The organism is Pseudooceanicola sp., assembly GCF_041987405.1.
Classification (GTDB): domain Bacteria; phylum Pseudomonadota; class Alphaproteobacteria; order Rhodobacterales; family Rhodobacteraceae; genus Pseudooceanicola.
Map to the genome: position 1 here is coordinate 157,833 of NZ_JBHIWR010000003.1, position 23,753 is coordinate 181,585.

Consider the following 23,753-nt stretch of genomic DNA (forward strand, 5'->3'; position numbering starts at 1 on the left):
CGGACCGCTCCGCCTCTAGCTGACAGCGGCCGCGATCCGGTCCGCCAGCCGCTCCGCCACGTCCTGCTTGCCCATGCGCGGCCAGTCCTCGGCCCCCGCGTCGGAGATCAGCACGACGGCATTTTCCGTCCCGCCCATGATCCCCGTCTCGGGCGAGACGTCATTGGCCACGATCCAATCGCAACCCTTGCGCGCCCGCTTGGCCGTGGCATGGGCAACCACGTCATCGGTCTCCGCGGCAAAGCCGACGACCAGCCCGGGCCGCCCCTCCGTCATCTGCGAGACCTGCGCCAGGATGTCGGGGTTTTCCTCGAACTCCAGTACCGGCAAAGCGCCCTTTACCTTCTTGATCTTGCTGCCCGATTCCGACTTGACCCGCCAATCCGCCACAGCCGCGGCCATCACCGCCACATCGGCGGGCAGGGCGGCCTCGACCGCCGCCAGCATCTGCCGCGCGGACTGCACCTTGACCACCTCGACCCCCTCGGGCGGGGCCACATCCGCCGGACCGGTGACAAAGACCACCTCCGCCCCCCGCGCCGCCAGGGCGCGCGCAATCGCCGTCCCCTGCGCCCCGGAACTGCGGTTGGCGATATAGCGCACCGGATCAATCGGCTCATGCGTCGGGCCGGAGGTCACGATCGCCCGCTTGCCCGACAGCACCCCGCGCGCCAGCCGGGCCTCGACCGCCGCGACAATCTCCATCGGTTCCGCCATCCGGCCGGGCCCGTATTCGCCGCAGGCCATGTCGCCCTCATTCGGGCCGACAAACCGCACGCCATTGTCGCGCAGCCAGGCCAGGTTGCGCTGGACGGCATAATGCTCCCACATTCGGACGTTCATCGCGGGCGCCATCAGCACCTCGGTATCCGTCGCCATCAACAGGGTGGAGGCCAGATCCCCCGCCAGCCCGTTCGCCACCTTGCCGATCAGATCCGCCGTCGCCGGAGCCACCACGATCAGATCCGCCGCGCGCGACAGCTGGATATGCCCCATTTCGGCCTCGTCGGTCAGATCGAAAAGGTCGGTATAGACCTTGCCCCCCGCAAGCGCCGAAACCGACAGCGGCGTCACGAACTCCCCCGCTGCGCCAGTCATTACCGGCACCACGGCCGCGCCCCGCTCCTTCAGGCGCCGGATCAGCTCCAGCGACTTGTAGGCCGCGATTCCGCCGCCGATGATCAGAAGAATGGTCTTTCCAGAGAGCATGATAGGCCCCTCGTCCCGAGTGCAGGAGACCCTAGGCCGACCCCGCCCGCAAGACAAGCGTATCGGGGACGGACCCGCCGGTTCCGCCCCCCTTCTTCTAGTGGGAATGATCTGGGAATAGGCCGCAGGCCGGGGGCAAGGCCCCCGATCACGGGACTAGGCCAGCAGCGCCTCGGTTTCCGGCCCGCGCTCGCGCAGGTGGCGGCGCATCTTGGTAAAGGCGGCCGCTTCGATCTGGCGCACGCGCTCCTTCGACAGGCCCAGTTCCTGTCCCAGGCTTTCCAGCGTGCGCGGGCTGTCGCGCAGCTGCCGCTCGCGGATGATCAGGGTTTCGCGCTCGCTCAACAGCGCCATCGCGTCGGCCAACCATTTGCGCAGGCGCTCACGGTCGTGCCGCGCCTCTATCACCTCGGCCGCCTGATCGCCGTCGTCCTCGATCGTCTCGATCCATTCACGCCCTTCATCGTCCACCGACTGCGTGGCATTGAGCGAGAAGTCGGAGCCGGACAGACGCCCATCCATCATCTCCACATCGCGCAGCGGCACGCCGACCGCGGTCGCCACCAGCTGATGCATCTGATGCTGGTCCAGCGTCTCGCCCCGGCCAAGCGCCTCGCGCTCCAGCTGCGCCTGAACCCGGCGCATGTTGAAAAACAGCGACTTCTGGGAGGATGTCGAGCCGGTCCGCACCATGGACCAGTTGCGCATCACATAGTCCTGGATCGAGGCCTTGATCCACCACACCGCATAGGTCGAAAACCGCACACCGCGATCCGGGTCGAACTTGTCCGCCGCCTTCATCAGGCCCAGCCCCGCCTCCTGGATCAGGTCGTTCATCGGGGCGCCGTAGCGCCGGTATTTCGACGCCATCGAAACGGCAAGTCGCATATAGGCCGTGATCAGCCGGTGCAGCGCCGTCTCGTCCCGGTGGTCCCGCCAAGCGTAGGCCAGCGCGCGTTCCGTCTCTGCATCCAGAAGTTCCGCCTTCATCACGCGCCGCGTCAGCGTCTGGTCGTTGGAATAATCGAGTGCCATGGATCCCCCCGGGGTTTCCGCGGTTGGGCCGCCGACAGATCGGACCAGCCGTCGCGATTGTTTTCCTGTTCTACTGAGCTATACGCACGAGACCCCTATAAGGTTCACGGAAAGGTCAAGAAAAGTATGGCAGCTTCCCTGACATTCCTCCTCGGCGGCGCCGCCTCGGGCAAGTCCGCACTGGCCGAAACCCTCGTGCGGCAAACCGGCCGCCCGCTGACCTATATCGCCACGGCCCAAGCCTTCGACGCTGAAATGAAAGCGAAAATCGCGCAGCACCGCGAGGATCGCGGCACGGGGTGGATCACGATAGAGGCCCCGTTGGACTTGGCCGCGGCGGTGCGGCAGGCCAGGGGTGATCACGGGATCTTGATTGATTGCCTGACGCTCTGGCTCACGAACCTCCTGCTCGCCGAAATGGAGATCGCAGAGGCGGAAACCGCGTTTTTCGACGCGCTCGACCAGTGCGATGCGCCGGTCGTCGTGGTGTCGAACGAGGTCGGACAGGGCATCGTGCCCGAAAACGCCCTCGCCCGCCGCTTTCGCGAGGCCCAGGGGCGGCTCAACATCCGCATGGCGGCCAAGGCCGATACGGTGATCCAAGTCACGGCAGGACTTCCCAACGTGCTCAAGGGGCAGATGCCATGACCACCTTTCATCTCGTCCGCCACGGTCCCACCCATGAAAAGGCCTTCGTCGGTTGGCGCGACGTCCCCGCCGACCTCTCCGACACCGCCGCCATCGCGCGGCTGAACGCGGGCCTGCCGGAGACCGCGCTGCTGATCTCCTCCGACCTGACGCGCGCGATCCAGACCGCCGACGCCCTGGCTCCGGGCCGCATCCGCCTGCCCCATGACCGCAACCTGCGCGAGTTCGACTTCGGCGACTGGGACGGGCGCATCTTCTCCGAAGCCGCCGCCACCCACCCCGAGTTGTCCCGCAGCTTCTGGGAAACCCCCGGCGATGTCGCCGCCCCGAACGGTGAAAGCTGGCATGACGTGGCCCTCCGCACCGCCCGCACGCTCGACCGCCTGCACGCGGATCACACCGGCGCGGATATCGTCGTCGTCGGCCATTTCGGCATGATCCTCACCCAGCTCGGCCGCGCCCGCGCACAGGAGCCCGCCCAGACCCTCGCGCAGAAGATCGACAACCTGTCGGTCACCACCCTGCGCCGCCACGACCGGGGTTGGGACATCCCCCGGATCAATCACATTTTCTGAAGCAAACCCGCACAATCATTCATTTTGATTGATGCTTCGGCGCGCCTAATCTCGCCTCGATGCAACGGAGAGCCCCATGACCTACACACTCTATATCGGCGACCGGACCTTTTCGTCGTGGTCCCTGCGCGGCTGGTTGATGTTCGAAAAGTTCGATCTGCCGGTGCGGGTGAAGATGGTCGGCCTCTACACCGGCACCATGGCGCGGGATCTCGCCGATCTGGCCCCGGCCCGTCTGGTGCCCGCCATGACCACGCCCGAGGGCATCGTCGTGGGCGAAACCCTCGCTATGGGCGAAACCCTGGCCGAGCGTCACCCCGAGGCCGGGCTCTGGCCCGCCGATCCCGCCGCCCGCGCCCTGGCCCGCTGGATGGCGGCGGAAATGCACGCAGGCTTCGGTGCGCTGCGCGGCGACTGCCCGATGCAGCTTCTCCATCAATATCAGGGCTTTGCCCCGTCCGAGGCAGTGCTCAAAGACCTCGCCCGGCTGGAGGAGCTCTGGACCCTCGCCCGCAGTCGCCATGGCGGTGACGGCCCCTGGCTCTTCGGGCAGTACAGCCTGGCCGATGTCTTCTTCGCCCCCGTTGCCGCGCGGATCGCGGGCTATGCCCTGCCCGTCGGGCCGGTCGCACAAGCCTATGTCGCCGCCCATCTCGCCGACCCGGCCTTCCGCCGCTGGCGGGCGGAGGGGCTGACCGTCAGCTACGACCCCGTCCCCTACGCCATGGACCTGCCGACGACCCCCTGGCCCGGCCCCACCCCGCGTCTGGCCCGCGCAGTCAGTGAGGGCGTGGCCGAAAACGCCACCTGCCCCTATTCCGGCAGACCCGTCACCGACCTGATCGAGGTTGACGGCCGCATCTTCGGCTTCTGCAATCCGGGCTGCCGCGACAAGACGGTGAACGACCCCGAGGCCTTCCCGAAGTTCATGGCCCTGCTTGCCTGAGCTCACCTCGAGCGAGCCCTACGCCACCCGCGTCCCCTCCCCCCGCCGGGGGGAGGGCCAGGGAGGGGGCTCGTCACCAACATCGCCCCTGTTAACCATCTGGCAACCCTTCCCCCGTTAACCATGACCGGAGAGGGGCCGGATGATCGCAAAAGCCTATACAGTCGCATTCGAGGGGGTGGAGGCCCACCCGGTCGAAGTGCAATGCGCCGTGACCCTCGGCCTGCCCGCCTTCTCCATCGTCGGCCTGCCCGACAAGGCGGTGAGCGAGGCGCGCGACCGCGTCCGCACCGCCCTTACGGCCCTGCATATCGCGCTGCCCTCGAAACGGATCACGGTCAACCTGTCCCCCGCCGACCTGCCCAAAGAAGGGTCACATTTCGACCTGCCCATCGCCCTTGCGCTGCTGGCCGCCATCGACATCCTGCCCCGCGACGCGGTGGAAAACGCCGTCGCCCTGGGCGAGCTGTCGCTGGACGGCGCTCTGGTCCCGGTGCTCGGCTGCCTGCCCGCCGCCGTCGCTGCGGCGGAGGACGACCGTGCCCTCTTCTGCCCTCAGCCCTGCGGGGCGGAGGCCGCGTGGATCGACACCACCCAGGTGATCGCTCCCGCCACACTCGGCGATCTGATCCGCCACCTCACAGGCCAGGCGCCGCTGCCCCCCGCACAGCCCGGCGAAGTCACGCAAGAGGGCGTCGCGCAAAAGGACCTGCGCGACGTCAAGGGTCAGGAACGCGCCAAACGCGCGCTGGAGATCGCGGCGGCCGGGCGGCATCACCTCTTCCTTTCCGGAACGCCGGGATCCGGCAAATCCATGCTCGCCGCGCGCCTGCCGTCGATCCTGCCCGACCTGACGGCGGAGGAGGCACTGGAAACCTCGATGATCCACTCGGTCGCGGGGCTGCTGACCGACGGCGGCATCTCGCGCCGCCGCCCCTTTCGCGAACCGCATCACACGGCGTCGATGGCCGCCATCGTCGGCGGCGGGCGCGGCTCGAAACCGGGCGAGATCTCGCTGGCCCATAACGGCGTGCTCTTCATGGATGAACTGCCGGAGTTTCCCCGCACCGTGCTGGAAACTCTGCGCCAGCCGATCGAGACAGGCGAGGTCACCGTCTCCCGCGCGAATGCGCATATGCGCTATCCCTGCCGCTTCCTGCTGATCGCCGCGGCCAACCCCTGCAAATGCGGCTACCTGCCCGACCCGTCGCGCGCCTGCGCCAAGGTGCCCCAATGCGGGCTCGACTACCTCGGCCGGATCTCCGGCCCGATGATGGACCGCTTCGACCTGCGGATCGAGGTCCCGCCGGTGCCCTTCACGGATCTCGACCTGCCCCCCTCCGGCGACAGCTCGGCCCAAGTCGCGACCCGGGTCGCCCAGGCCCGCGCCCGCCAGGCCGCGCGCTATGCGGGCCAATCCCACACCCGGCTCAACGCCGATGCCGAAGGTCGGATCCTGGAGGAGATCGCGGCGCCGGACAGCGAGGGCCGCGCCATGCTGCAAACCGCCGCCGACCGCTTCGGCCTGACGGCGCGCGGTTATCACCGCATCCTGCGTGTGGCTCGCACCATCGCCGATCTGGAGGCCAGCGAGATAGTCGCGCCACCCCATATCGCCGAGGCGCTCAGCTATCGCCTGGCGGTGGAGCGCCCTGTCGACAGCGCCGCCTAGGCGCGGCGGCGCTCGATGGCTTCCCAGATCTTCGCGGTGATGTTCACCCCGTCGAAGCGCTCCAGCTCCTGAATGCCGGTCGGGGAGGTCACATTGATCTCCGTCAGCCAGTCTCCGATCACGTCGATGCCGACAAAGACCTGCCCCTTCTCGCGCAGCAAGGGCCCGATGGCGGCACAGATCTCGCGGTCCCGCTCCGTCAGGCTCACTTTCTCGGGACGCCCGCCCACATGGATGTTCGACCGCGTCTCCCCCTCCGCCGGAACCCGGTTGATCGCGCCGACCGGTTCGCCATCCACCAGGATCACCCGTTTGTCGCCCTTGGAGACGGCGGGCAGGAATTTCTGCACGATCAGCGGCTCGCGCGAGAAGCCGGTGAACATTTCGTGCAGCGAGGCCAGGTTGCGGTCCTCCGGCGTGACGCGGAAGACCCCGGCGCCGCCGTTGCCGTAGAGCGGCTTGACGATGACATCGCCATGTTTCGCACGAAAGGCCTTGAGCGTTTCGAGATCCCGGGCAATCGCCGTCGGCGGCGTCAGATCGGGGAAATCCAGCACCATCAGCTTTTCGGGATAGTTGCGCACCCAGAAGGGATCGTTCACCACCAGCGTTCCCGGCGCCAGCCGGTCCAGCAGATGCGTCGTGGTGATGTAGAACATGTCGAAGGGCGGGTCCTGGCGTAGCCAGACCACGTCGAACTCCGACAGATCCACCTCCTCCATCGGGCCGAGATCCGCATGGTTCCCCTGCTCGCGCCGCACCTTCAACGACTGCCCCCGCGCCATCACCCGCCCCTCCTGGTAGGAGAGCATCTCCGGCAGGTAGTAGAACAGCGTATGACCGCGCGCCTGTGCCTCCTCGGCAATGCGGAAGGTGCTGTCCGCCTCGATATTCACGGACCCGATCGGGTCCATCTGGATCGCCACTTTCATTGCCGGGGCTCCTTTGCGTCGTCCCGGCTTTGATGACCGATCCCGGCGGAAGGGGCAAGCGCCCCCGATCCCCGCGACGGGTCACCACCAGCCCGAAAAGGCATTCTCCAGCACGGCGATCCGGCCCTGCTGATCCACCAGGGCGACATCCATCCGCATATCGGTCAACCCGCCCCGGGCGAACCGGTCAAGATAGGCCTGGGCCGAGGCCGCGATCCGGTCGGCCTGCCGTTGCCCGATGCGGGACGCTGCCGCCTCATGGCTTGCTGCCGCCTTGACCTCGACAAAGATGATCCGGTCACCGTCGCGGAAGATCAGGTCGATCTCCCCGCCGGGGCCACGCCAGCGCCGGTCCAGACAGGTCATCCCGCATGCCGCATAGTGCCGTTCAACCGATGATTCCGCCGCCAGCCCCGACAGATAGGCCACCCGGCCCCGGCGTTGCCGCCGACCCACGGGCGGCTGGCCGACCGGCACCTCTGCAGACGGCGGGGAAACCGGCTGGGCCGCCGTGAAATCGAACTCATATTGGGAATGTCGCATTCTGCCCCCGGTGACGCCCTGATCCTCGCCCCCGGTCTATCGCGAGTCAGTCACGATCCAGTGAGAGCGCCAATTGATACACTTTCCGCCGGGGCCAGCCGGTGCCCTCCGCAACCCTGCTGGCTGCATCCTTCACCGAAGCCCCTGCCTCGCGTTCCTGTTGTAGCGCATCAATCACGAATTTTTCGCTAACATCCGCCTTTCCCCCCCGCGCGATCAGCACCACCACCTCGCCCTTGACCGGCGTCTCGGAAATCTCCGCGGCAAGATCGGCCAGCGTTCCCCGGCGCACCTCTTCGAATTTCTTCGTCAGCTCCCGGCAGACCGCCGCCTCGCGCGCCTCACCCAGCACCTCCGCCGCGTCGCGCAGGAACTTGCCCAGGCGTTTCGGTGATTCGTAGAAGACCAGCGTCGCCTGCACCGCCCCCAGCTCCGCCAGGGCATCGCGCCGGGCCTTTGTCTGGTTGGGCAGAAAGCCCCCGAAGAGGAACCGGTCCGTCGCCATTCCGGCCAGCGACAGCGCGGCGATCACCGCCGAGGCCCCCGGCGCCGTGGTCACCCCATGCCCCGCCTCGCGCGCGGCGCGGGCCAGATCATAGCCGGGATCGGCGATCAGCGGCGTGCCCGCCTCCGACGCATAGGCCACCGACTGTCCCGCCGCCATCGCGGCCAGCAGCCGGGGCCGTGCCGCATCGCCATTGTGGTCGTGATAGGCCACCAGCGGACGCTCGCCGAGGGGGATGCCATGGATCTCCATCAACCGTCGCAACGAGCGCGTGTCCTCCGCCGCCAGCACATCCGCCCCGCGCAGCACGTCCAGCGCATGCAGCGTGATGTCCCGCGCCGCGCCAATGGGAACCGCGACGAGCGTCAGCCCCGGCGCGGGTTTGCCTGTTTGCTGATTCAAAACTGGACCCTCGTTTCAGGGCGGCTATGATCGCCGCAACTACCGCCACCACCGGGCGCGGCCCCGTGCCGGACGCCACTACCCGAGGAGACAGCCATGTTCGCCTTTCTGCGCGCCACCCGCAAGGCCGGAGCCCACTTAGCCGCGGCCCTGGCCGTTGTCGGCCTCGCCGCCTGCGAGCCGATCGCCATGGGAAATACCGGACCTGCGATCGACACGTCCAAGCCGGTCGCCGTGGCCCTGCTGGTCCCACGCAGCGGCGGATCGGGCGATGCCATCGTCTCCTCCGCGCTGGAAAACGCGGCACGGCTGGCCATTTCGGACCTGAACGGCGCCAAGATCGACCTGCGGGTCTATGACACCGCCGGAAACGAGGCCACCACCGCCGAGGTGACGACTCAGGCGGTCAATGACGGGGCCAAGATCATTCTCGGCCCGCTTTACGGCAGCAACGCCAATGTCGCCGGTGTCGCCGCGGCGCGGGCCGGGGTCAATGTCCTGGCTTTCACCAACAACAGCTCGCTCGCGGGCGGCAATGTCTTTGTCCTGGGCCAGACATTCGAGGATACGGCGAACCGCCTGACCTCCTATGCCGCGCGTCAGGGCAAGCGCCGGATCGTCACCGTCTCGGCCCAGACCACGGCCGGCGAGCTGGGGCGTCAGGCGATCACCAGTGCCGCCGCCGCCAATGGCGCCTCGGTCGTCGGCAATGTCGTCTACAGCTATTCTCAGCAGGGCGTGATCCAGGCCGCGACCGAGGTGAAGGATGCGGTCCGCTCCGGCAATGCCGATACGGTCTTCCTGGCCTCCAACACCGATGCGGCCCTGCCCTTCTTTGCCCAGCTTCTGCCCGAGAACGGCGTCGATCCGGCCGTCACCCAATATGTCGGGCTGACCCGTTGGGACGTGCCCGCCCAGACGCTGGACCTGCCGGGCATCCAGGGCGGCTGGTTCGCCCTGCCCGATCCGGGTCTGAACGCCCAGTTCAACGCCCGCTACAGTGCCGCCTATGGCACGCCGCCGCATCCGCTGGCCGGGCTGGCCTATGACGGGATCGCCGCCATCGGCGCGCTGGTGCAGCAGGGCAACCGCGACGCCCTGACCGCCTCGGCCCTGACCCAGGGTGCCGGGTTCCAGGGGGTCAACGGCATCTTCCGCTTCCGCCCGAACGGCGTCGCACAGCGCGGGCTGGCCGTGGCCACGGTGCGCGAGCGCCAGGTCGTGGTCATCGACCCCGCGCCGCGCGCCTTCGGCGGCGCGGGCCTCTGATCCGCGACCCTCGCGTCAGCGGCAGAAATGCAACGGACCGGGGGCGCCGCGCCCCCGGTCCCTGCATTTACCGCTTGGCAAATGACCGCGCCTGCCCACAAGAAGCGCCATGAAAGACGAACTCTCGCTGCCCGATGACCTGATCCTCCCGGCCGAGGAGATCGCCGACCCCGCCAGCCTCAAGGCGGCCATCGACGTCGCCCGCAAGACACACAGCGCGGACAAGGCCTTTCGCCAGGCCGTGGTCGATCTGCTGAATGACGCCAAGGACCAGGGCCGCGCGCGGATTGCCGAGGCCTTCGAGGCCAGCCCGCGGAATTCCGCCCCCACGACCCGCGCCTACTGCTGGCTGACCGACTGCCTGGTCGATGCCGCCCTGCATGCGGCAACCCATCACCTTTCGCCCAAGGATGCCAAGCCGGGGCCCTTCGCCCTCTGCGCCGTGGGAGGCTATGGCCGGGGCGAGATGGCACCGCATTCGGATGTCGACCTGCTCTTCCTCGCCTCCACCAAGATCGCGCCGGATCTGGAGGCGCTGATCGAGATTGTTCTCTATCTGCTGTGGGATCTGCACCTCAAGGTCGGCCATTCCAGCCGCACCATCAAGGACTGCCTCAAGCTGGGCGCGGAGGACTACACGATCCGCACCGCCTTGCTGGAAATGCGGTTCCTGACCGGTAAGCGATCGCTCGCCTCCGATCTGGAGGCCCGGCTCTGGTCGGATCTCTTCAGCGGCAGCGAAAAGCAGTTTGTCGAGGCCAAGCTGAACGAACGCCAGGCCCGTCACACCCGCCAGGGCGGCCAGCGCTACATGGTCGAACCGAACGTGAAGGAAGGCAAGGGCGGGCTGCGCGACCTGCAGAGCCTCTACTGGATCGCGAAATACGTGCATGGGGTGTCCAATACTTCGCAGCTTGTCACCCTGGGCGTCTTCACCAAGGAGGAATACGCCGGCTTCCGCAAGGCCGACGATTTCCTCTGGGCGGTGCGCTGTCATCTGCATCTGATCGCCGACCGGGCGATGGACCAGCTGACCTTCGACATGCAGGTCGAGGTCGCGGACCGCATGGGCTATCGCGACCGGGCCGGGCGCCGCGCGGTGGAGGTCTTCATGCAGGAGTACTTCCGCCACGCCACCGAGGTGGGCGAGCTGACCCGCATATTCCTGACCAAGATGGAAGCGGCCCATGTGAAGAGCGAACCACTGCTCGACCGTGTGTTCCGCCGCCGCCCCTCGGTCGGCAAGGGCTATGAGGTCGTGATGAACCGCCTGGCGGTCAAGGACGAGGCAAGCTTCCTCAAAGACAAGCTGAACATCCTGCGGCTCTTCGACGAGGGGCTGCGCACGGGGATGCTGATCCACCCTGATGCCATGCGGATGATCACCGCCAACCTCGGTCTGATCGACGACGAGATGCGCAACGATCCCGAGGCGGCCAAGATCTTCATGGGGACGCTGCTGAACCACGGCAATCCCGAACGCGCCCTGCGTCGGATGAACGAGCTGGGCCTGCTGGCCGCCTTCATCCCGGAATTCGAGCCGATCGTGGCGATGATGCAGTTCAACATGTACCACCACTACACGGTGGACGAACACACGATCCAATGCCTGCGCCACCTGGCCCTGATCGAACATGGCGACCTGAAGGAGGAACTGCCGGTCGCCTCGACCATTCTCAAGGAGGGGGTGAACCGCAAGGTCCTCTATGTCGCGCTCATGCTGCATGACATCGGCAAGGGGCGGGAGGAGGATCATTCCATCGTCGGCGCCCGCATCGCCCGCACGGTGGCGCCGCGCCTGGGCCTGAAGCCTGCCGAATGCGACACGGTGGAATGGCTGGTGCGCTATCACCTGCTGATGTCCGACATGGCGCAGAAACGCGACATCGCCGATCCGCGCACCGTGCGCGATTTTGCCAAGGCGGTGCGGACGCGCGAGCGGCTGGATATGCTTTGCGTGCTGACGGTCTGCGACATTCGCGGCGTCGGCCCTGGCACCTGGAACAACTGGAAAGCGGCGCTGCTGCGCGCGCTTTACCGTCAGACCCGCAGGGCGCTGGAAACCGGGCTGGAGGATCTGAACCGCCAGTACCGCGAACGCGAGGCCCGCAAGGCCCTGCGCGAAGCCCTGCCGGAGTGGGGCAAGGGGGAGCTGGACCGCGAGATCCGCCGCCATTACCCGACCTACTGGCAGGGGCTGCATGTCACCGCCCACGCGCAACTGGCCGAAATGCTGCGCGAGCTGCCGGAGGATGAGATCCGCATCGACCTGCACCTGGACGATGAACGCGACGCCACCCGGGCGCTCTTTGCCATGTCCGACCATCCCGGCATCTTCTCCCGCCTTGCGGGGGCGCTGGCGCTGGTCGGGGCGAACGTGGTGGACGCGCGGACCTATACCACCAAGGACGGCTTCGCCACGGCGGCCTTCTGGATCCAGGATGCCGACGGCCACCCCTACGAGGAAAGCCGCCTGCCCCGGTTGCGCCAGATGATCACCAAGACGTTGAAGGGCGAGGTCATCGCCCGCGAGGCGATCAAGGACCGCGACAAGATCAAGAAGCGCGAGCGCGCCTTCAAGGTCAACACCGCCATCAGCTTCGACAACGAAGGGTCGGAGATCTACACGATCATCGAGGTCGACACCCGCGACCGCCCCGCCCTGCTGTTCGATCTGACGCGCACCCTGGCCGCCGCCAATGTGCAGATCGCCAGCGCGGTCATCGCCACCTATGGCGAACAGGCGGTGGATACCTTCTACGTCAAGGACATGTTCGGCCTGAAACTCTATAGCGAGAGCAAGCAGAAATCCCTGGAGGCCAAGCTGCGGCAGGCCATTTCCGAGGGTCAGGAGAGGGCCGGATCGTGAAGCCGATCCGCCTGATGCGCGGCTTTCTGACGGTCGGGGTCTGGACCCTGGCCAGCCGGATCCTGGGCTTTGTCCGCGACATCCTCTTTGCCGCCTACCTCGGTGCCGGCCCGGCGGCGGAGGCCTTTGTGGTGGCCTTCTCCCTGCCCAACATGTTCCGCCGTTTCTTTGCCGAAGGGGCGTTCAACATGGCCTTCGTGCCGCTCTTCTCCAAGAAGGTCGAAGGCGGCGAGGATGCCCGGGACTTTGCCGAACAGGCCTTTTCGCTGCTGGCGACGGTGCTGATCGTGCTGACGGTACTGGCCTCGCTCTTCATGCCCGCGCTGGTCTATGCCATGGCCTCCGGCTTCGCGGGCGACGAACGGTTCGACCTGGCGGTGGATTATGGCCGGGTCGCCTTCCCCTATATCCTCTTCATCTCGCTGGCCGCGCTGCTGTCGGGCGTGCTGAACGCCACCGGCCGCTTTGCCGCCGCGGCCGCCGCGCCGGTGCTGCTGAACATTATCCTGGCCGGCGCGATGATCGCCGCAGCCAAGGCCGGATGGGACATCGGGCAGGCGCTGGTCTGGGGCATCCCCTTTGCCGGGATCGCGCAGCTGGCGCTGGTCTGGGTCGCGGCTTCCCGCGCGGGGTTCGCGCTGCGCCTGCGCCTGCCCCGCCTGACGCCGGAGATGCGCAAGCTGGCCATTATCGCCGCCCCCGCCGCTCTGGCGGGCGGCGTGGTGCAAGTCAACCTGCTGGTCGGGCGTCAGGTCGCCAGTTTCTTCGAAGGCTCGATCCAGTACCTCAACCTCGCCGACCGCCTGTATCAACTGCCGCTTGGCGTGGTGGCCATCGCCATCGGTGTCGTCCTGCTGCCCGACCTCTCGCGCCGCCTGCGCGCCGGGGACGAGGAAAACAGCCGTCACGGCTTCAACCGCGCAGCCGAGTTCGCCCTCTTCCTCACCCTGCCCTGCGCCGTCGCCCTCGTGGTCATACCAGAGCCGATCATCTCCACCCTTTTCCAGCGCGGCCGGTTCACGCCCGAGGATGCCCGCGCCACCGCCCTGGCGGTCGCGGTCTACAGCGCGGGCCTGCCCGCCTTCGTGATGCAGAAGGTGCTGCAACCGCTCTTTTACGCACGCGAAGATACCAAGAGCCCCTTCCGCTATGCCCTGGTGGCCATGGTCATCAACGCCGTGATCGCCATCGGCCTGGCCCCGGTCATCGGCTATATCGCCGCCGCCTGCGCCACCACCCTGGCGGGCTGGGCGATGATGATCCTGCTGTGGCGCGGGTCGCGACACATGGGAACGGCGGTGCACCTTGACGAACGGCTGCGCCGTCGTATCTGGCGTATTATCGTCGCGAGCGCCGGGTTGGGCGCGATCCTGTGGGGCCTGGAACAGGCGCTGGCCCCGCTGTTCGAGATCACCCGCCCCGTCGCACTCACGCTGCTGATCCTGGGCGGCACCATCGGATACTTCATTCTGTGCAGTATCCTGGATGCCTTCCGGCTGTCAGAATTGCGCAAGGCGATGAAACGCGGCGGCTAGGCTCTCTGCCCGCCATGCAGATCAGGTGCGGAACAGATGCGGACGGACGGCAAGGCAGAGACAGAGCAGACAGGCGCGGGCCCGGAGGGGCACGGGGATGTGCTGCGCCCGCTGATCACCGCGGCGGAGATGTTCCCGACCCTGGAAAATCTGGTGCTGGAGGCGCAGAGCGAGGTCCTCGTGGCCTTCCGCGTGTTCGACGCGACCACCGCCCTGCACAGCGGCAAGGCGAAAGACCTCGGTCTGACCACCTGGGCCGACCTGCTGGACCATGTCGCGCAGCGGGGCGTCACCCTGCGCCTGCTGCTGTCGGATTTCGACCCGGTCTTCACCCCCGACCTGCACCGCGATGCCTGGTACAGCGCCGGGCGCTTTGCCGCGCGGCTGGCCGAATTCCCCAATGTCGAGATTATCGCGGCCCTGCACGATTGCGCCCCGGCGCCGCTGTGGGAGTGGGCCTTTGCCTTGCCGATCCACAAACGGCTGGCGGCGTTGCAGGACATGCCGCATGAACGGCTGACCCCGCACCAGCACCGCGCGCTGAAGGGCGAATATCACCTGCGGCCGGTGACCCTGCACCAGAAGTTCGCGGTGATCGACGAACGGCGCGCCATCATCGGCGGCATCGACGTGAACGAGCGGCGCTATGACGACAACACGCACGACCAGCGCCCCGAAGACACCTGGCATGACGTAAGCGTGGAGGTCACGGGCCCCGTCGTCACGCAGCTGCGCCGCCATTTCGCGGACTGCTGGACCCGTGCCTGCGGCGACTGCGGCACGGTCTTTTCCGAAAGCGCGACGCCGCTGGATCTGCCGGAGCCCGCAGAATATTCCGCACAGGATACCGCAAAGGATACGGGCGCCCGAGGACCGAAGATCCTGCGCACCCTGTCGACCCGTGGCACCGGCGCGGCCCGCTTTGGACCCGTGACCGAAGTGCGCGAGCATGAAACCGCGCACCTCGATGCCTTTGCCATGGCCGAACGCTCGATCTACATCGAAACGCAGTTCCTGCGCCACCTGCCCCTGGCCCGCGCCCTGGCGCGCCGTGCGGCCGAGGCCCCCGAGTTGCAGCTGATCTTCGTCATCCCGACAGAGCCGGAGCGCGTGATCTTTGGCCGCGACAGGGGCATGACCGCGCGCCACGCCCAGGCGCTGCAACTGCGCTGCCTGCAGATCCTGCGCCGCGCCTATGGCGACAGGCTGGCCATCGTCTCTCCCGCGCAGCCCAGGCCAGCGCCTGATGGCACGCCGATGCCGGTCAACGGCTCGGGCATCATCTATCTGCATTCCAAGGTGACGCTGGTGGATGACCGCACCGGCATTGTCGGTTCGGCCAACCTCAACGGGCGCAGCCTGCTGTGGGACACGGAGGCCTCGGTTCAGTTCGACGACGCCGGAGTGATCGCCGATCTGCGCGCCCGTCTGGCCGCGAAATGGCTGGGCAAGGACAGCGCCAGGATCGAAACGGCCGCCACCTGGACGCAGGCCGCCGAAGAGGCCGCGCAGACCCCGCCGGAGCAGCGCAAGGCCATGATCCAGCCCTTCCCGGAAAGCCGCAACCGCCGCTTTGCCCGCTACGTGCCCATCCTGCCGGACGCGATGTTCTGACCCCTCAGCCGCGCTTGCGCAGCCGTGCCATCAGTGCCGTGAAGCCACCCGGCGCCAGCACCGGCGCAAAGATCAGCCCGGTTACGAAGCCGCCCAGATCGCCCGGCCAGTCCTGGGCGAAGCCGAAGAGGATCCCGAAGATGAACTGGATCGCCGCCAGCACCGCGATCAGCTGAAACGCCATGATCTGCGGACCGCCCACGATCCCGAGCCGCACCCAGAGCAGATAGGTAAACGCCCCGATCAGCCCGTAGACCGGCGGGAAGGCCCCGTAGAGCCAGGCCTCCGGCACCGCCAGCGCCCACATCGCCACCGCCCCGCCGATGGTGCAGAGCACGAAGAGGATGAACACCGAGAGCGGCGCCAGCACCTCGCCCACATATTTGCCAAGCGCCAGCAGCATCACGCAGGCAAAGGCTGCCTGGGTGAAGGAGGCATGGACGAAGGGATAGGACAGGAAGCGCAGAAGATACTCCGGCCGCCACTGCCCGGTTTCCATCATGTAGGCCGGGAACTGCCCCTGGAACGCATAGTCCATCAGCGCCGCCGTGCGCCAGCCGACCGCATCGGCCCCGCCCAGGATGCCACGATTGCCCAATTGAAAGACCGCCTCGATCCCCGCCATCACCACGAAGATCGCCAGGATCAGCGGCGGGATCGGATTGACCGGGCTTTCGCCGCGCGGTTGGGGTCCGGGGTTGGAGTTCGGGTCGGACATGGGCACCTCTTGCTGGCCTGTCCCAGCCTTGACGGGGGACGGGGGCATGGGTAAGCCAGCGCGGCACGGAAATCCAGCCAAGACGCAGGCGCCGTGCCCGTAATACCTGTGGCGTAATGCCAGTGACGCAAAGCCAGTGACAAGGACCGCCGCCATGACCGACGCCGCCACCCCGGGCAAGACCTTCCAGCCCCGCATCTTTTCCGGCGTCCAGCCCTCGGGCGGGTTGACCCTCGGCAACTACCTGGGCGCGATCCGACGGTTTGTGGACATGCAGGACAGCGGGGTCGAGACGATCTACTGCATGGTCGACCAGCATGCGATCACAGTCTGGCAGAACCCCGAGGACCTGCGCCGCAACACCCGCGAACTGGCGGCGGGCTATATCGCGGCGGGTCTCGATCCGGAGAAATCCATCCTCTTCAATCAGAGCCAGGTCGCCGAACACGCGCAACTGGCCTGGATTTTCAACTGCGTCGCCCGCATGGGCTGGATGCAGCGGATGACCCAGTGGAAGGACAAGGCGGGCAAGAACCAGCAGAACGCCTCGCTCGGGCTTCTCGCCTATCCCTCGCTGATGGCCGCCGACATCTTGATCTACCACGCCACCCATGTTCCCGTAGGCGAGGACCAGAAGCAGCATATCGAGCTGACCCGGGACATCGCGATCAAGTTCAACAACGACTTCGGCGTCGATTTCTTCCCCATTACCGAGCCGGTGATCGAAGGCGCGGCAACCCGGGTGATGTCCCTGCGCGACGGGTCGAAAAAGATGTCGAAATCCGATCCTTCGGACATGGCGCGGATCAACATGACCGACGACGCCGATACCATCGCCCAGAAGATCCGCAAGGCCCGCACCGATCCCGACGCGCTGCCGTCGGAGGTCGCGGGGCTGGAGGAGCGGCCCGAGGCGCGCAACCTCGTCAACATCTACGCCGCGCTGAACGACCAGACGGTCGAAGAGGTGCTGGCGGATGTCGGCGGCAAGCAGTTCTCGGAGTTCAAGCCGATGCTGTCGGACCTGGCGGTAGCCAAGCTCTCGCCCATCTCGACCGAAATGGCCCGGCTGATGGAAGCCCCTGAAGAGATCGACGCCATCCTGCGCAAAGGCGCCGACCGCGCCCGCGCCATCGCCGCGCCGATCCTGCAACAGACCTACGATATCGTCGGCATGATCCGCTGAGGTTGGGGGCTGTCCCGGCCCTCGCGCCGGGACCTCGCTCCTGCTTCCAACGCGTTCGCCCATTTGCTCGCGGCCCCGGGGCAAGCCCGGGGCATGGCGCTCGCTCCGACTGTCCCGGCCCCCGCGCCGGGACCTCGCTCCTGCTTCCAATGTGTTCGCCCATTTGCACGAGGCCCCGGGGCAAGCCCGGGGCATGGCAACCGCTCCGACTGTCCCGGCCCCCGCGCCGGGACCTCGCCCCCCCAGCAGACGCATTCGCCTACCAGCACGCGGCCCCAGGGCAGGCCCGGATCAACCCCCACCCCAAGCGCCCCATTGACATCGCGCTGCAAAAGCCCCATCTGCACCGCAGTAGTCGCCGGTTCCTTACCGGTGCGGAGCTTTCCTCCGTATCTGCGAAACAGATTTCCCGCAGTCAGGTTGACCTGTCTCGCGAAGGGGCTCTCGCGATTACGACCGCCGGACAATCCCGTCCGGCCCGGTCTGTCGCGACGACCCGAACTCCGCCATGGACAGCGGAACATCATAGGCCCGCATGAGCCGGGCCCCGAAAGGACTTACATGACATTCGAAAAGCTGGGCCTGCGCCCTGCCCTGCTCGCCCGTCTGGCGGAGCAGAACCTCACGACTCCCACACCGATTCAGACCCGCGCCATCCCCGAGGCCCTGCAGGGCCGCGATGTGCTGGGCCTGGCCCAGACCGGCACCGGCAAGACCCTGGCCTTCGGCCTGCCGATTGCCGACGCGCTGTTGGCCCAGGCGGCCAAATGCGAGCCGAAATCCACCCGCGCGCTGATCCTCGCCCCGACCCGGGAACTGGCCAAGCAGATCACCGACAACCTTCAGGCCATCCTGAAGAACGCCCATCTGCGCGTCGGCCTCGTTGTCGGCGGCGCCTCGATCAACGCCCAAACACAGCGCCTGCTGCGCGGCACCCATATCCTGGTCGCCACACCGGGCCGTCTGATCGACCTGCTGGATCGCAATGCCATCAACCTGGCCAAGACCGAATACCTGGTGCTGGACGAGGCGGACCAGATGCTCGACCTCGGCTTCATCCATGCCCTGCGCAAGATCGCCACGCTGCTGCCCAAGCAACGCCAGACCCTGCTCTTTTCCGCCACCATGCCCAAGCTGATGGACGAGATCGCGGCCTCCTTCCTCACCGATCCCCTGCGGATCGAGGTGACGCCCCCGGGCAAGACCGCCGACAAGGTCGACCAGTCCGTCGTCTTCGTCAGCCCGGCGATGAAGCCGAACGCCCTTATCGACTTGTTGGACGAGCACCGTGAGGAACTGGCGCTGGTCTTCACCCGGACGAAATACGGCGCGGACAAGCTGGCCAAGAAGATCGACCAGGCGGGCTTTGCCGTCAGCGCGATCCACGGCAACAAGAGCCAGGGCCAGCGCAACCGCGCCCTGTCCGAGTTCAAGGAAGGCAAGATCCGCGTGCTGGTCGCCACCGATGTCGCCGCGCGCGGGATCGACATCCCCGATGTGCGCCATGTCTACAATTTCGAGCTGCCCAATGTGGCCGACAACTACGTCCACCGCATCGGCCGCACCGCGCGCGCCGGCAAGGACGGCCGCGCCGTCAGCCTGTGCTCCGAAGAGGAAATGGGCGAACTGCTGGATATCGAGAAGGTTATCGGCCAGCAGATCGAAACCGCCGGCGGCACCCGCCCGGCAGGCCGTAGCGCGGCCAAGCCGAAATCCGGCGGGCGTGGCCGGGGCGGTCGCGGCGGTGGCGCCCAGGCGCAAGGCAAGCCGCAGGGCAAACCCCAGGGCAATGCGGCGGGCAAGCCGAAAGCCGGTAACCGCAATCGCCGCCGCCGCTCCGGCGGTCAGCGCAACGCGGCCTGAGGCAACGCCCCTCCGATGACATGGTGATCGGCCGTCCGTGGATATCCCACACGGCCGATCCCGAGGCAGGGCCCCGACAAACCGCCCGGTGGCCCCCCAGCCGTTCTGACTAATGTGGAAGGTTCCTAAGCAAGCTCTTGTACAGTCGGACGCCTATTGGGTTCAGGCTTCGAAGACTTTGTCACAACACTGATCAAACGCACCGCCCGGCGGCAACGCCGGGCAGCGCCGACCCGCCCCCCAGGGCGGCGCTTTAGCGCCACCCTCGGGTCGGTCGCTGCCCTCGGCAAGGACTTGATCCCGTCGAGAAACACACGAAACAGAACGGCTAGCGGTGGCCCCGCCGACCCCCTCTCCCCTCACATTTCCGCACAACAGCCCTGCACCGGCGCCTCTTTTTCAGGCCCGCCGCACAGACTATTCTCCTGTCAACGCAAGGAGACAGATCATGACCACCCCCGTTCATCCCCAGGCCCGTATCGGCCATGTCCACCTCAAGGTCGCCGATCTCGACCGGGCGATCGGCTTCTATTCCGGCGTCCTCGGGTTCGAGCTGATGCAGAGATACGGGGCCCAGGCCGCCTTCCTCTCGGCCGGCGGTTATCACCATCACATCGGCCTCAACACCTGGGAAAGCCGGAACGGCACGCCGCCGCCTCCGGGCCATACCGGGCTCTACCACACCGCCTTCCTCTATCCCGACCGGGCCAGCCTGGGCGATGCATTGCGCCGCGTGGTCGAGGCGGGCATCCCCCTGGACGGGGCCGCCGATCATGGCGTGTCCGAGGCGGTCTACCTGCGCGATCCCGATGGCAATGGTGTGGAGCTTTACCGCGACCGGGCGGAGGAGGACTGGCCCCGCGACGCCGAGGGCAACCTCGCCATGGTCAACGCCCCGCTCGACCTCGAGGCCCTGCTGGCGGAGGCCGCCTGACCCGAAACCACCGCGATCCGGGGCGTCACAAAAGCTTCAAGACCGCGTCGTCGAACCGTTTCACTTGGCCCCTAGGGTCCGGCACGTGGACTATTGCTGCCACCTTCCCCAAACCGACCGCGAGGCCGGAACCGTATTTCAGAACGCACCCCCGGCCATCGCGCCGGGGTATTGCGTCCCGCCCTTTCCCTTCCCGCGACGGACTGTCATAAATCCCGCACGTCGAGACGGGAGAAACTGATGGCAACCGGCACCAACCTGCGCACCTATTTCAACGGCCAGTGGCACGAGGGCGACATCCCCGTGATGCGGGCCGGAGACCACGGGTCCTGGCTGGGCACGACGGTCTTTGACGGCGCGCGCATGGTCAATGGGCTGATCCCGGATGTGGAGGCGCATTGCGCCCGCGTGAACCGCTCCGCCCGGGCGCTGATGATCACCCCGACCGTCGAGACCGCGAAGATGGTGGAGATCGTGCGCGAGGGCCTTTCCCTCTACCCACGGGGCACGCCGGTCTATATCCGCCCGATGTACTGGGCGCTCGACGGCGGCCCGCTCGGCGTCGACCCGCAGCCCGACGCCACCGGCTTCTGCATCTGCCTGGAGGAAATCCCCATGGCCCCGCCGGACGCCTCGACCACCCTGGGCTACACCAGCTTCCACCGGCCGGTCATGTCCGACGCCGTGGTCAACGCCAAGGCCGGCTGCCTGTACCCCAACAACGCCCGCATGATCCTGGAGGTCCGCGCCCGCGGCTTCGGCAATGCGCTGGTCGCCGACGCCCTGGGCAATGTTGCCGAAAGCGCGACGGCCAATGTCTTCATGGCCCGGGATGGCGAGTTGTTCACCCCCGTCGCCAATGGCACCTTCCTGGCCGGGATCACCCGCGCCCGCCATATCGCCAACTTTCGCGCCGATGGCGTGACGGTGCATGAAACGGTCCTCACCTTCGAGGATTTCAAGCAGGCGGACGAGGTCTTCCTCACCGGCAACATGTCCAAGGTCACACCGGTCACGGCCATCGAGGACCGTCAGTACCAGACAGGCCCCCTGACCCGCCGTGCGCGTGAGCTTTATTGGGATTGGGCTGCGACCGATACAACGCTGTGACGTGGCCGGTGCGTGCAAGCACGCACCCTACATCGCGTGCCGCTCCGCCCTTCGTAGGGTGCGTGCTTGCACGCACCGCCAACCGCACACATCACAACTCCGGGTCCGAGCTCACCCGCACCAGCCGCGTCAGATCCGCCAGGCTTTCCTTCTGCCGTCCGTCCCCATCGAAATTCTCAGGCGAGAGCCAGACCTCATAGGCCTCCTTCAGCGCGGGCCAATCGCTGTCGATCACCGCGAACCAGGCCGTGTCCCGGTTGCGCCCCTTGACCACCGTGGCCTGGCGAAAGATGCCCTCGTAGGAAAACCCGAACCTTTGCGCCGCGCGCCGCGACGGACGGTTCAGCGCGTCGCATTTCCATTCGTACCGCCGATAGCCCGCATCGAACGCCCATTGCATCATCAGCGCCATCGCCTCGGTCGCCGCGGCGGTCCGCTGCAGCGCGGGCGACATCAGGATGAAGCCGACCTCGATCGACCCCGCCGCCGGGGTGATCCGCAGGAAGGAGGCAAAGCCGACAACCCGCCCCTCCCCCGGCAGGCGGATCGCCAGGAAGAACGGATCGCGCGCGTCTTCGGTCCCCTGGACGAACCGATGGAACTGCGCGGCGCTGTTGAAGGGGCCGACCGGCATGTAATCCCACAGCCAGTCCTCGCCCTCGATCTCCTTGAAAAGCCGCGCCGCATGGTCCCCCGCCCGCAGCGGTTCCAGCCGCACATGCCGCCCCTCCAGCACCAGGTCCTCGGGCGGGGCGGCCGGCTCTTGCCAGTCTGGAATGACAAAGCCCCGGGGGCGCGGATCGGTCATGAAAACACCCTGAATTCAATCGTTCGGACAAAGCTTAGGCAGCACCGCCGGGAAAGCCAAGCATCACGAGGTCCGCCGGTCGGGAACTCCGGCCAGCGTCACGGCGTTGGCACTTTGACCCTGCTACGGAGATCCGACATGCCATCCATCTACGACGCCATTCGCAAAGACCACGACCGCCACCGTGATCTTCTCGCCACCATTGCCGAGACCGAAGGCGACAGCGCGGCCCGGCGCGAGGCCTGGGATGAATTCTACAAGGATGTGAAAAGCCATTCCGCCGCCGAGGAGGAGACCTTCTATTCCAAGCTGCTGAGCCAGACCTGGGGTCAGGATGCAGCCCGTCATTCCGTGCATGAACATGCCGAGATGGACGAAATCCTGGAAGAGCTGCGCGAGATGGATATGTCCTCGCCCGGGTGGCTGACGCGGTTCAAGACGCTCAAGCACGACTATGAACACCACATGGACGAAGAGGAAAACGAGGTGTTCGAGCGCGCGAAGAAGGTGATTGGCGCGGAGGAGAACGAAGGCTTCGGCGACCGTTTCCTCACCCGCAAGGAAAAGGAACTGGGCCTTATCGAGAAAAAGCGCGAGGACGCGCTTGAGGACTGACCGACCTCTTACATCCCAAACAGGTCAACGGCGCCGGGCAAACACATCTGCCCGGCGTTCCCATTCATAGCGCCTGTCGTCCGGCACCCGCGCCCAGTAAAGCCGCCCGCCGTTGCGCCAGCCGTCCAGCACGATCCCCTCCTCCATCGTCGCGCCGCGGGCGGAGATCACCACGGTGCTGTGGTCGATCAGCAGGCTGGTGGCATTGGCGATGGCGCGATGCAGGGTGAGGCTTTCGAACCCCTCGGCCGCCAGCCGTGCCTCCAGATCATCCGCCCAATGCCAGCAAAGCCCGCGCGAACGCAGCCCCATGTTCACCTTGGTATTGTGGATCAACGGCGGATCGGTGACGCCGTATCGCGCGCGCAACTCCAGCGGATAGGTCACGGCGATACGCGCGGCGCGCGCCGCCTCCTCCGGGTCCACCTCGGGCGACAGCTCGAGGATCGCCTGTTCCAGCGCCAGATGAGCCGGCCCGGCTTCCCCCCCGGTCCCCGTGTCGCCCGCAGGCAGACAGGCCGCGAGGCTGAGCAGCAGGCCCATCATCAGGCTCAGCCCGGTCAGCCACCGGCCGATCGTCTGCACTGCCGTCATCCGTTTTCCTCGTCCCATGCCCCCAGTTTCACAGCTTCCCGTCCGGACGCAAGCCCGCGCCGCGCATGGAGGCAACCGGCAAAATCCCGCCAATACCTGAACTTGCGCTTGTGATTGATCGGGTTTTGAAAAGAATGCCATGGAAATTCGCTCCATAGCGGATGGATTTGG

General features: G+C 66.9%; 21 protein-coding genes. 13 read left to right on the top strand and 8 right to left on the bottom strand.

Going from position 1 to position 23,753, the window contains the following annotated elements:
• Positions 1–15 precede the first annotated feature (15 nt).
• Positions 16–1,209, bottom strand: coding sequence for a bifunctional phosphopantothenoylcysteine decarboxylase/phosphopantothenate--cysteine ligase CoaBC (gene coaBC / locus ACFC2Y_RS08735; RefSeq protein WP_375174874.1), 1,194 nt, complete (start codon positions 1,207–1,209; stop codon positions 16–18).
• Positions 1,210–1,365: 156 nt separating this feature from the next.
• Positions 1,366–2,244 carry an RNA polymerase factor sigma-32 gene (locus ACFC2Y_RS08740; protein WP_375174873.1) on the bottom strand — a complete coding sequence of 293 codons (879 nt, stop codon included), beginning with the start codon at positions 2,242–2,244 and terminating at the stop codon, positions 1,366–1,368.
• A gap of 126 nt (positions 2,245–2,370) precedes the next feature.
• Between ACFC2Y_RS08740 and cobU the strand changes: the two genes are divergently transcribed.
• The 4 genes from cobU (at position 2,371) to ACFC2Y_RS08760 (ending at position 6,085) form a co-directional block, all read left to right on the top strand.
• Complete coding sequence (gene cobU, locus ACFC2Y_RS08745) at positions 2,371–2,892, top strand: bifunctional adenosylcobinamide kinase/adenosylcobinamide-phosphate guanylyltransferase (protein WP_375174872.1); 522 nt, start codon at positions 2,371–2,373, stop codon at positions 2,890–2,892.
• Positions 2,889–3,467 (top strand): histidine phosphatase family protein, encoded by a 579-nt coding sequence (locus ACFC2Y_RS08750; RefSeq protein WP_375174871.1) that lies wholly within the window; start codon positions 2,889–2,891, stop codon positions 3,465–3,467. Before cobU ends, ACFC2Y_RS08750 begins: the two co-directional genes overlap by 4 nt.
• A gap of 76 nt (positions 3,468–3,543) precedes the next feature.
• Positions 3,544–4,413, top strand: coding sequence for a glutathione S-transferase (locus ACFC2Y_RS08755; RefSeq protein ID WP_375174870.1), 870 nt, complete (start codon positions 3,544–3,546; stop codon positions 4,411–4,413).
• 142 nt (positions 4,414–4,555) lie between these two features.
• Positions 4,556–6,085, top strand: a complete 1,530-nt coding sequence (locus ACFC2Y_RS08760) for a YifB family Mg chelatase-like AAA ATPase (protein ID WP_375174869.1) — start codon at positions 4,556–4,558, stop codon at positions 6,083–6,085.
• Here the strand turns inward: ACFC2Y_RS08760 and gshB are convergent.
• The 3 genes from gshB to rsmI form a co-directional block, all read right to left on the bottom strand.
• Positions 6,082–7,017: a glutathione synthase gene (gene gshB / locus ACFC2Y_RS08765; RefSeq protein ID WP_375174868.1), complete on the bottom strand. Its 936-nt coding sequence runs from the start codon at positions 7,015–7,017 to the stop codon at positions 6,082–6,084. The two genes, ACFC2Y_RS08760 and gshB, sit on opposite strands and share 4 nt — an antisense overlap.
• Positions 7,018–7,098: 81 nt before the next feature.
• Positions 7,099–7,560, bottom strand: coding sequence for a YraN family protein (locus ACFC2Y_RS08770; protein WP_375174867.1), 462 nt, complete (start codon positions 7,558–7,560; stop codon positions 7,099–7,101).
• A gap of 46 nt (positions 7,561–7,606) precedes the next feature.
• Positions 7,607–8,467 (bottom strand): 16S rRNA (cytidine(1402)-2'-O)-methyltransferase, encoded by an 861-nt coding sequence (gene rsmI / locus ACFC2Y_RS08775; RefSeq protein ID WP_375174866.1) that lies wholly within the window; start codon positions 8,465–8,467, stop codon positions 7,607–7,609.
• 96 nt (positions 8,468–8,563) lie between these two features.
• Here rsmI and ACFC2Y_RS08780 point away from each other — a divergent pair, with 96 nt between their 5' ends.
• The 4 genes from ACFC2Y_RS08780 (at position 8,564) to ACFC2Y_RS08795 (ending at position 15,754) form a co-directional block, all read left to right on the top strand.
• Positions 8,564–9,736 (top strand): penicillin-binding protein activator, encoded by a 1,173-nt coding sequence (locus tag ACFC2Y_RS08780; RefSeq protein ID WP_375174865.1) that lies wholly within the window; start codon positions 8,564–8,566, stop codon positions 9,734–9,736.
• Positions 9,737–9,845: 109 nt separating this feature from the next.
• Positions 9,846–12,605, top strand: coding sequence for a [protein-PII] uridylyltransferase (locus tag ACFC2Y_RS08785; protein ID WP_375174864.1), 2,760 nt, complete (start codon positions 9,846–9,848; stop codon positions 12,603–12,605).
• A complete protein-coding gene (murJ, locus tag ACFC2Y_RS08790) occupies positions 12,602–14,140 on the top strand; it encodes a murein biosynthesis integral membrane protein MurJ (RefSeq protein WP_375174863.1) in 1,539 nt (512 codons plus the stop codon). Before ACFC2Y_RS08785 ends, murJ begins: the two co-directional genes overlap by 4 nt.
• A 36-nt stretch (positions 14,141–14,176) precedes the next feature.
• Positions 14,177–15,754 carry a phospholipase D family protein gene (locus ACFC2Y_RS08795; protein WP_375174862.1) on the top strand — a complete coding sequence of 526 codons (1,578 nt, stop codon included), beginning with the start codon at positions 14,177–14,179 and terminating at the stop codon, positions 15,752–15,754.
• A gap of 4 nt (positions 15,755–15,758) precedes the next feature.
• Here the strand turns inward: ACFC2Y_RS08795 and ACFC2Y_RS08800 are convergent, their stop codons facing one another.
• Complete coding sequence (locus ACFC2Y_RS08800; RefSeq protein ID WP_375174861.1) at positions 15,759–16,472, bottom strand: rhomboid family intramembrane serine protease; 714 nt, start codon at positions 16,470–16,472, stop codon at positions 15,759–15,761.
• Between the two features lie 154 nt (positions 16,473–16,626).
• Here ACFC2Y_RS08800 and trpS point away from each other — a divergent pair, with 154 nt between their 5' ends.
• From trpS to ACFC2Y_RS08820, 4 genes are all read left to right on the top strand, one after another.
• Positions 16,627–17,658 carry a tryptophan--tRNA ligase gene (gene trpS, locus ACFC2Y_RS08805; protein WP_375174860.1) on the top strand — a complete coding sequence of 344 codons (1,032 nt, stop codon included), beginning with the start codon at positions 16,627–16,629 and terminating at the stop codon, positions 17,656–17,658.
• A 561-nt stretch (positions 17,659–18,219) separates the two neighbouring features.
• Positions 18,220–19,521: a DEAD/DEAH box helicase gene (locus ACFC2Y_RS08810; protein WP_375174859.1), complete on the top strand. Its 1,302-nt coding sequence runs from the start codon at positions 18,220–18,222 to the stop codon at positions 19,519–19,521.
• A gap of 448 nt (positions 19,522–19,969) precedes the next feature.
• Positions 19,970–20,455, top strand: a complete 486-nt coding sequence (locus tag ACFC2Y_RS08815) for a VOC family protein (RefSeq protein WP_375174858.1) — start codon at positions 19,970–19,972, stop codon at positions 20,453–20,455.
• A gap of 240 nt (positions 20,456–20,695) precedes the next feature.
• Positions 20,696–21,565: a branched-chain amino acid aminotransferase gene (locus ACFC2Y_RS08820; protein ID WP_375174857.1), complete on the top strand. Its 870-nt coding sequence runs from the start codon at positions 20,696–20,698 to the stop codon at positions 21,563–21,565.
• A gap of 91 nt (positions 21,566–21,656) precedes the next feature.
• Here the strand turns inward: ACFC2Y_RS08820 and ACFC2Y_RS08825 are convergent, their stop codons facing one another.
• A complete protein-coding gene (locus ACFC2Y_RS08825) occupies positions 21,657–22,373 on the bottom strand; it encodes a GNAT family N-acetyltransferase (RefSeq protein ID WP_375174856.1) in 717 nt (238 codons plus the stop codon).
• A 138-nt stretch (positions 22,374–22,511) separates the two neighbouring features.
• On the opposite strand from ACFC2Y_RS08825, the gene ACFC2Y_RS08830 reads away from it, so the two are divergent.
• Positions 22,512–22,988, top strand: a complete 477-nt coding sequence (locus tag ACFC2Y_RS08830; RefSeq protein WP_375174855.1) for a hemerythrin domain-containing protein — start codon at positions 22,512–22,514, stop codon at positions 22,986–22,988.
• A gap of 24 nt (positions 22,989–23,012) precedes the next feature.
• On the opposite strand, the gene ACFC2Y_RS08835 is transcribed toward ACFC2Y_RS08830, so the two are convergent.
• On the bottom strand, positions 23,013–23,582 hold the full coding sequence (locus ACFC2Y_RS08835; protein ID WP_375174854.1) for a hypothetical protein: 570 nt from the start codon (positions 23,580–23,582) through the stop codon (positions 23,013–23,015).
• Between the last annotated feature and the right edge of the window lie 171 nt (positions 23,583–23,753).